This window comes from Carboxylicivirga sediminis (assembly GCF_018156225.1).
In the GTDB taxonomy this organism is placed as follows: Bacteria; Bacteroidota; Bacteroidia; order Bacteroidales; family Marinilabiliaceae; genus Carboxylicivirga; species Carboxylicivirga sediminis.
Genome location: NZ_JAGTAR010000044.1, coordinates 37,442 through 44,410 on the forward strand (window position 1 = coordinate 37,442; position 6,969 = coordinate 44,410).

Consider the following 6,969-nt stretch of genomic DNA (forward strand, 5'->3'; position numbering starts at 1 on the left):
TTCTTTCAACTTATACTTCATATCCGATGCCAGCATATAAGATGCAGCTGCTGACTACTATCTTTAAACAATAAATTCGTCCGGCACATCCATTAGACGACTAACCGCTTTAACCTTATCGCCCACTGCAAATTGTTTCACACAGCTAACGGTGCAGTCACCGCAATCGGAGCAAGGATCATTTACAACGCCCATATTGGCTAATAACTCTTTGGCCTTCCCCATATCACGGTAACCATAAGTGTACATGTAAGAACGCATAATTTCCGGGATTGGCAAATTCTTACGACACTGACCATCGCACTGGTTACAAGCATTACAGTACAATCCGGCATAGTCGCGGGCAAACTCAAGGTCTCTTTCCTCCTCTTTAGTCAGTTTGAGCTTTTCCATAATACCCCAGCTTTCTTCCAGCTGATCAATTGTGGCTACACTAGGTATAGATGTACATATGTTTTCATTTTGCATTGCCCACTTTAAAGCAGCTTTAGTGTTCACTGCCTTAGTTTTATCTTTATCAAGAAAACCACCAGCCATGGTTTTCATAGCTACAAAGCCTAAACCTTTGGCAACTCCCTCGGCAATGGCAGCATTAAGCTCTTTGATATGATCCTGCTTAAAGTTATAGGCAGTTAGCACCACATCGTATATACCAGCATCAATAGCCGCCCGTATCACTTCTGGCTCATTTTTATGCGTTGAAACGCCCAGAAACTTACACTTACCTTGCTCTTTGGCCTTTTTAATGGCTTTTAGTACTTCAGGGTGTTGAACAGCCTGCTTAGTGGATACAGCATGGACATACAATAAGTCTACCGACTTTACCTGTAGACGCTCCAGACTGGTGTCAAACATCTTCAGGAAACTCTCGGCTGTGCAGCCTTCTCCCACTAAGCCGGTTTGACGATCCATATCGTCGGGCACTACCTTGGTAACAGTAAAGAGCTGGCTTAAGTCCTGCCCTTTAAGTGCCTCACCTAACATGGTTTCATTCTTCCCTTTCTGGTATACATGTGCCGTATCAAAGTGCCTTACACCTAATGTTAATCCGGCCTTTATCATGGTAGCATCTTTCATGGCACCCATGCTTACAATGGGTAATTTAATACCTGTTCTGCCTAGTGTTCTGTAAATAATTTTATCATCTTTTTTGGCTTTGGCCTCTGAAGCCTGAGGTAATAAAGTAGCTCCTGCCAGTCCCGCAGCGGTCACTTTCAAAAAATGACGGCGGTTGTTCTTGTTAGTTCTATTCATCACAATGGGTTTTGTAAAGGATGATGTAAATTAGTTAAAAATGCGGGGAGTACGAAGATTATCTACCAAAGCCATAAGTATTTAGAAAGATTCTTAACAACTTTCACTATTCAAAACAATTTGGCATCGGACTGATAAAAGATTGATTTAACCACTGGGATGCACGATATTGTTATAAGAACAGTATTTCAAAAACGAAAAAACATGCACATACTGATTACAGGCACCAGTTCTGGCATCGGACACGGATTGGCACAGGAATATCTGGCCAGAGGAGCTAAAGTTTGGGGTATTAGCCGCCGTATAGCCGATGACCTCAATAGAGAAGCAAATTTTCATCATATTCAGCTGGATTTAACGAATCATATTGCCTTATCGCAACAACTTCCGGCTTTTATCAGCGACACCAAGCGGTTTGACTTGGTTATCCTCAATGCTGGTGTACTGGGGCCGGTTAAGTGGATGAGCGAGGTTGATACCGATGCCATGAGACAAGTGATGGATACCAACCTGTGGTCCAATAAAGTATTGCTCGACCTGTTGTTTGAGCTGGGTAAAGATATCCGGCAGGTAGTGGGCATGTCGAGTAAAGCCTCACTGCGAAGCACACCCGGCTGGGGCCCATACTCCTTATCCAAAGCAGCCCTTAACATGCTGATGAACATTTACGCCAAAGAACACACCAGCACCCATTTTATTGCTTTTGCTCCAGGATTGGTAGATAGTGAGATACAGGAAACCATCTGGAACATAAAGGAAACGGATAAATACCCGGCAGTAAAACGCTTGCAAGAAGCACGGTATACCGAGGATATGCCCGACTCACGTGCCGCTGCCGCCAATCTTATTCGAGGTATTGAGAAATGCCAGGAGCTTGAAAGCGGTTCGTTTGCCGACGTGCGCGAACTGTAGCTATCCCGGGTTATAGTAAGTTAAGTATTATTAATACGATGGCAGAATGAGCAAAGTAAAACGAGAGTTAAGTCTTCTGGAGGTCATTAGCGTTTCCTCAGGCGTAATGATTAGCTCCGGCTTGTTTATCTTACCAGCCATTGCCTATGCTCAAACCGGACCTGCTATGATCTTATCTTATGCCATTGCCAGCCTGATGATTATACCCACCGTATTGGCTAAGTCGGAGCTGGTTACAGCGATGCCTGTGACTGGTGGCATCTACATATTTGCCGATCGGAGCATGGGGCCTTTAATGGGTACTATCGGTGGCTTAACCGCCTGGATTTCTCTGGCTTTTAAATCGGCCTTTTCGCTGTTGGCTATGGGTATTTTTGTCATTCTGTTAAAACCCGATATCACGGAGATACAGATGAAAATCATCAGTGTGGCCTGGTGTTTGATTTTTACAGCCCTCAATATCAAAGGGGTTAAGTTCTCTGGGCGCTTTCAAACGGCCACGGTCATCATTCTAGTACTTATACTTCTGATGTATATTGCTGTTGGAGCCTTTTCTGTTGAGACGGAGCGATTTGTCCCTTTTGCTCCTGAAGGTTTTGATGCCATATTTATGACTGCCGGCCTCATCTTTATCGCATTTTCAGGAACCACTAAGGTTACAGCTATTGCCGGTGAGGTAAAGAATCCCGGCCGCAACCTGCCGCTTGGCATCTTCTCTTCATGGGGCATTGTGTCGCTTTTATATGTAGCTGTTGTTTTTATTACGGTTGGCATTTTAAATCCTGATGAATTGAATAACACCTTCACACCTATATCAATTGGCGGTCAAGCAATAATGGGGCGTTTTGGTATTGTTATTATGACTTTGGCTGCCCTGCTGGCATTTATATCAACAGGTAATGCAGGACTGCTGGCGGCATCGCGTAACCCATTAGCCATGGGTAAAGATGAACTTCTTCCAGGCTTTTTCACGAAACTTAGCTCTGCCGGAACCCCAGTGACTGCCATTTTATTCACGGGTGGCCTCATGATAGCTGTCATCCTCCTTCTTGACATTGAAACCTTCGTAAAAACGGCATCGGCTCTGAAACTGGTGCTATTTATTATTGCCAATATCGCCTTAATTTTTATGCGCGAAGCCAATATTAATCACTATCGTCCCAAGTATAGAGCCCCGTTTTACCCCTGGGCCCAAATAATTGGCATCATATGTTATATATTTCTACTGATTGAGATGGGTACTATGCCTCTGCTTTTCGTACTGGGTTTTATTATTGGTGGCATTACCTGGTATTTTGTTTATGCCCACGGACGTATCAAAAGGGAATATGCCATTTTGCATTTAATAGAGCGGGTAACAGGCATTAAAACAACCGATCAGCTACTTGAAGAAGAACTCAGAGAAATACTGGTTGAAAGAGACGGCACCACTCACCAATGGTATGAACAATTTATACAACAACAAGCAATCAAGGAAATAGCAAACGCCTGTTCGGCTGAAGAATTTGCCATGCAAGCTGCTCCTCTCCTCTCACGGAAGGTTAAAATAAATGAACAATGGCTTGCTAAGCGTCTTGCTGAAAAGCTGAACAAAGCCGACAGTAAAGTTGCTGATGGTGTGGCATGTCTGATAGTTCCGGTTAAAGGCAATCGGAAGTTTGAATTGATACTATACCGTTCACATGAAGGCATTGCCACAGCGCACTCGGCTTCTGTACATGCGATAATGGTTATTGCCTACTCCAAAGACGAGTGGAATCTTCAGCTTCACACCTTATCACGCCTAATCAATGCCATTAAATCTACCGGCTTTTTAAATGATTGGCTCAGTGCCGGCAACAACCAACTATTACACAAACTATTATTAAAGCATCACAAAAAATAGTTGAAAAGTATTTAAATATATTTTGTATCCACCTTTCCATCCATCACCCAAGCATTCCCTGACAAAACTCAAATCCTGATTGCAAATATCTTCTTACCTTAGTCGGAACGAATAAACGCGATAATAACAGTTCATTAATAAATCATATTTACCATGAAACAAATTGCTTTATTAGCTTTGGTTGTCATGCTGTTGGGAGCCTGTGCTGCTCCTCAGAAAGCAGACAAGGAGGCAACTTTTACCAACCGCGACCTGAAGGTTGATAGCGAAATAATGACTCCGGAAGTACTCTGGTCCTTTGGCCGCGTGGGTAGTGTAGCCTTGTCGCCCGATGGCAAAACAGTGGCATTCACCATCTCTTACACCAAGATTGAAGAGAACAAAACCTATTCTGACATTTACACGATGCCGGCAGAAGGTGGCGACTATAAGCAGATTACCTTTACCAAAGGTGGAGAGTTTGATGTCAACTGGCGTCCTGACGGGGCTAAAATCACCTATATGTCGGCTGCATCTGGCGATGTACAGTTGTGGGAGATGAATCCTGACGGCACACAAAACCAACAGGTAACCAAGGTTGATGGTGGTATTGAAGGCTATAAATATTCACCAACCATGGACAAAATTGCTTTTGCCAAAAGCGTGAAGTTGGACAAAACAGTGCATGACATATATCCTGACCTGAAATATGCCGATGCCCGCATTGAAGATGATCTTATGTACCGTCATTGGGATCATTGGGTAGATCCGACCTACTCGCATATCTTTTATATCGACTATGCCAATGGTGCAACTACTGGCAGCGCAACTGACATTATGGAAGGTGAACGCTACCATTCGCCATTAAAGCCATTTGGTGGTATGGAACAGGTTACATTCACAACTGATGGGAAAAGCATAGCCTACACCTGTAAAAAGAAAACAGGCATGGAATCCGCGTTCTCTACCAATAGCGATATTTATGTGTATGATATAAAAGCGGCCAGTACAAAGAACCTGACCGAAGGTATGATGGGCTATGACATTGCTCCTACCTATTCGCCGGATGGCAAGTACCTGGCCTGGGAAAGCATGGCACGTGACGGTTATGAAGCAGACCAGAACCGCTTATTTATGATGGATCTGGCTACTGGTGAGAAGAAAGATTACACTGCCGATTTTGATCAGAATGTACATGGCTTAACCTGGACACCAGACAGCAAGCACATCTACTTCACCAGTGAGGACAAAGGTTCGAACGAAATCTTCCGTTTTGACCTGGCAGACAACAGCATCTCACAAATTACTGAAGGCATCCACAACTATAATTCGGTAGCAATTGCAGCCAATGGGTTGATTGCCACACAAACATCGATGAAACACCCTACTGAAATCATCAGTGTGAATGCGGAGACTGGCGAAGGTACCAACATCTCTAAAGTGAATGAGCCATTGCTTGGCCAGTTAAAAATGGGTGATGTAGAAAAGCGTTGGATCAAAACAACTGACAATAAAGAAATGCTGGCTTGGGTGATCTATCCACCAAACTTTGATAAGAACAAGAAATACCCGGCCTTATTATATTGCGGTGGTGGTCCACAGAGCATGGTAAGCCAGTTTTGGAGCCTGCGCTGGAATTTTCAAATGATGGCAGCCAATGATTACATTATTGTTGCACCAAACCGCCGAGGCCTGCCTGGATTTGGACAGGAATGGAACGAACAGATCAGTGGCGACTATGGTGGTCAGAACATGAAAGACTATTTCTCAGCCATTGATGCTGTTTCTAAAGAGTTATTCGTTGATGAAAACCGCTTGGGAGCAGTTGGTGCCAGCTATGGAGGTTTTTCAGTATACTGGCTGGCCGGTAACCACAATAAGCGTTTCAAGGCGTTTATCTCACACTGTGGTATTTTCAATTTCGAGCAAATGTACAGTACTACCGAAGAAATGTTCTTTGTGGACTGGGATTATAAAGGCAACTACTGGGATACCGATAATAAAACAGCCATGCGCAGCTATGCCAATTCACCACATAAATTTGTGAAGAACTGGGATACGCCTATGTTGGTAATTCATGGAGCTAAAGACTTTCGTATTCCTTACACACAAGGTATGGGGGCCTTTAATGTAGCTAAGATGCGCGGAGTACCTGCCCGCTTCCTGTATTTCCCTGAGGAGAACCACTGGGTATTGTCGTGCCACAATGGTATTCTTTGGCAACGTGAGTTCTTCCGCTGGTTAGATACTTATTTGAAGTAAGCAAAGACAAAGTACAGAAGCTCGTATAAAAAGCACTGAAATAAGAAGATAATAAAACCCCGCCAGCAGAATGAGTTGGCGGGGTTTTATTATTACACAATAATGCTCAATACCAGCCTTAGGCCTTGGTATCGTTTTTAATTCATGCAGCGTTGATGCAAGTGTATCCATGATTAAACCGGATTAACCAATCGAATCGTTCGCACTTATAACGGCTGAACCAACTTAAAATTCATTGGCAACTCTTTTGCATACACTATACTGTCTTGTGCAACCAATCACCTAGGCAACTCTGTATATATTTCGCCACCTTCAATTGCCCTAGATTTTCTTTTAGCTGCTTAATCAAATTAAGAAAATTTGAGCTGACTTACTGCTATCATTATTAATAAAAAGGTTGATTATAAGAACTAATGAATTATTAGTTTGGATTAACCTGTTAATATCTGATTTTCTTTCGGTTAAGCTCTAGTAAATCGCTATTAATTATTCCGACAAAATACACACTTGTCAAATTCAATTAAGGAAGAATTTTTGCGGCAGTAATTTTTGATATCTATATGTACACTTTTATTATAGAACATCGTTAGTTTGTGGAATCACTATTCCAGCATACTAAAAAAGAATCAAACGTGATCTTTAACTTAGGCAAAAAGCTCCATCTGCTGCATTAACTT

The 6,969-nt window shown here is 42.8% G+C and carries 4 protein-coding genes; 3 read left to right on the forward strand and 1 reads right to left on the reverse strand.

Features of this window, described 5'->3' with window-relative positions:
• Nucleotides 1-63 precede the first annotated feature (63 nt).
• Entirely contained in the window at nucleotides 64-1,254 is a 1,191-nt protein-coding gene (locus tag KDU71_RS20500; protein ID WP_212192986.1) for an aldo/keto reductase, read from the reverse strand.
• Nucleotides 1,255-1,458: 204 nt separating this feature from the next.
• On the opposite strand from KDU71_RS20500, the gene KDU71_RS20505 reads away from it, so the two are divergent.
• The 3 genes from KDU71_RS20505 to KDU71_RS20515 all read left to right on the forward strand — a co-directional run bounded on the left by KDU71_RS20505 (nucleotide 1,459) and on the right by KDU71_RS20515 (nucleotide 6,292).
• Nucleotides 1,459-2,166 carry an SDR family NAD(P)-dependent oxidoreductase gene (locus tag KDU71_RS20505; protein ID WP_212192987.1) on the forward strand — a complete coding sequence of 236 codons (708 nt, stop codon included), beginning with the start codon at nucleotides 1,459-1,461 and terminating at the stop codon, nucleotides 2,164-2,166.
• Nucleotides 2,167-2,212: 46 nt separating this feature from the next.
• Complete coding sequence (locus KDU71_RS20510) at nucleotides 2,213-4,051, forward strand: APC family permease (protein WP_212192988.1); 1,839 nt, start codon at nucleotides 2,213-2,215, stop codon at nucleotides 4,049-4,051.
• A gap of 153 nt (nucleotides 4,052-4,204) precedes the next feature.
• Nucleotides 4,205-6,292 (forward strand): S9 family peptidase, encoded by a 2,088-nt coding sequence (locus tag KDU71_RS20515; RefSeq protein ID WP_212192989.1) that lies wholly within the window; start codon nucleotides 4,205-4,207, stop codon nucleotides 6,290-6,292.
• The last annotated feature ends 677 nt before the right edge of the window (nucleotides 6,293-6,969 follow it).

Excerpts from the sequence above, each read along its gene's own strand:
- KDU71_RS20500 (WP_212192986.1), bottom strand. The coding sequence starts at position 1,254 with ATGAATAGAACTAACAAGAACAACCGCCGTCATTTTTTGAAAGTGACC.
- KDU71_RS20505 (WP_212192987.1), top strand. The coding sequence starts at position 1,459 with ATGCACATACTGATTACAGGCACCAGTTCTGGCATCGGACACGGATTG.
- KDU71_RS20510 (WP_212192988.1), top strand. The coding sequence starts at position 2,213 with ATGAGCAAAGTAAAACGAGAGTTAAGTCTTCTGGAGGTCATTAGCGTT.
- KDU71_RS20515 (WP_212192989.1), top strand. The coding sequence starts at position 4,205 with ATGAAACAAATTGCTTTATTAGCTTTGGTTGTCATGCTGTTGGGAGCC.